At 72.2% G+C, this 532-nt stretch carries 1 protein-coding gene; it reads right to left on the bottom strand.

Annotated features, from left to right (window positions below):
- Positions 1 to 513: MFS transporter (locus DEIPI_RS39515; RefSeq protein WP_169737078.1), on the bottom strand; the 513-nt coding region annotated here is incomplete at its 3' end.
- Between the last annotated feature and the right edge of the window lie 19 nt (positions 514 to 532).

The raw sequence follows: 532 nt of genomic DNA, 5'->3' as shown, positions 1-532 counted from the left end.
GAAGGTCCACGCGAGCGTCGCGAGGGCCGTCACGCCGCCCGCCACCGCGAAGATCGCCTCGATCGGCAGGCGGTCCGCGACGGGCGCGAGCAGCAGCAGGGTCAGCGGCATCCCCACCTGCGACACCATCCCGATGAGGCCGAACACGCGGCCCCTGAACTCCGGCTCCACGAGACGCGGCAGCAGCACGCCGATGCCGTTGTTCGTCCCGGCGAGACCCACGCCCATCGCGAGCGACAGCGCGAGGATCGGCAGCAGCGTCCCGCTCGCGGAGAACCCCACGAGGGCGAGCGCGACGCCCGCGAGACCCACGGTCACGCCGAGTTCCGGGCGGAAGCGCGCCCCGAGCGTCGCGACGACCGCGCCGCCCACGATCATGCCCGCCGTGACGAGCGCCTCCATCAGCGCGAAGCCCTGCGCGCCCGCGCCGAGGTCCAGCATCCTCTTGGGCATCAGCATCATGATCGGCGCGAAGCTCGCGTTGATGAAGAGCGCCATGATCGGCACGAACATCAGCGTCCGCGAGCGCCGC

This window comes from Deinococcus pimensis DSM 21231 (assembly GCF_000519345.1).
Lineage (GTDB): Bacteria > Deinococcota > Deinococci > Deinococcales > Deinococcaceae > Deinococcus_A > Deinococcus_A pimensis.
The sequence above is the reverse complement of the archived record's forward strand: the minus strand, read 5'-3'. Positions and strand labels throughout refer to the sequence as shown.